Below are 1,220 nucleotides of genomic sequence, written 5' to 3'. Positions count from 1 at the left end.
CACCCACACCCTCGGACCAGCCCGTGCCGTCCGCCGCCGCCGCGAACGCCTTGCACCGGCCGTCGGCCGCCAGCCCGTCCTGACGGTCGAACTCTGCGAAGATCTCAGGGCTCACGATGACGGTGACACCGGCGGCGAGTGCCATGGTGCACTCGCCGTTGCGCAGCGACTGCGCCGCCAGGTGCAGGGCCACCAGGGACGAGGAACACGCCGTGTCCACGGTGACTGCCGGGCCTTCCAGCCCGAACGAGTAGGCCACCCGGCCGGACATCACGCTGTTGGACATGCCGGTCATGAGGTGGCCGTCCGCGCCGCCGGTCCGGCCACCGGTGCCGTAGCCGGACGTCGAGGCACCGACGAACACACCGACCCGGGTGCCGTGCAAGGAGCCCGGGTTCAGGCCTGCCCGCTCGAAGGTCTCCCAGGACGTCTCCAGCAGCAGCCGCTGCTGCGGGTCCATCGCCACCGCTTCACGCGGCGAGATACCGAACACGTCGGCATCGAAAGCAGTGGCGTCGCGAACAAAGCCGCCTTCGGCCGCGAAGTCCCCCTGCGCCCGGGAAAGCTCCCAGCCCCGGTCGGCGGGGAAGGCACTGATGCCGTCGGCCCCGGAGGACACCAGCTCCCACAACTCCTCCGGCGAGGCCACCCCACCGGGGTAACGGCAAGCCATACCGACAATCGCGATCGGCTCGTCCGGCTCAGCGACCCTGACCGCGGGCGTAGCCGGGGTGTCCACCGCAACGAGGGCGGGCTCAAGCAGTTCGGCGAGCCGGTCGGCCATCGACTGGGCGGTGGGATAGTCGAACACGAGTGTCGCGGGGAGCGCGAGACCTGTCGCCCTGTTCAGCCGGTCGCACAGTTCCACGGCGGTGAGCGAGTCGAACCCCAGGTCGGAGAACGGCCGTGTCGCCGTGACGCTTTCCACCGCTGCGTGGCCCAGCACGGTGGCGGCGCCGGTCCGCACCAGGGTCAGCAGCGTCAGCCGGCGGTCACCCGCACCCATTCCGGCCAGCCGGCGACGCAAGGGCGTGGCGCTGTCGGTGTTCGAGGCGGAGGGCTCTCCGTCCGTGGCCTCGGCAGCCTCGGGCAGTTCGTTGAACAGCGGACTGGGGCGGCCCGAACTGAACGCGGGCGCGAAGCGGCCCCAGTCGATGTCGGCGACGGTGACACAGCCGAGATCGTTGGTGACCGCGTCCTCCAGGGCACTCACCGCGAGC

At 71.1% G+C, this 1,220-nt stretch carries 1 protein-coding gene; it reads right to left on the bottom strand.

Annotation, left to right across the window (positions count from 1 at the left end; translation table 11 throughout):
- Nucleotides 1–1,220 (bottom strand): type I polyketide synthase (locus PJ985_RS23175; protein WP_271685850.1); only part of this gene is annotated, 1,220 nt, incomplete at both ends.

It is taken from the genome of Streptomyces sp. ACA25 (assembly GCF_028200735.1).
Classification (GTDB): domain Bacteria; phylum Actinomycetota; class Actinomycetes; order Streptomycetales; family Streptomycetaceae; genus Streptomyces.
Note: the sequence above shows the minus strand (reverse complement) of the source record. Positions and strands in the feature narration are given on the sequence as shown.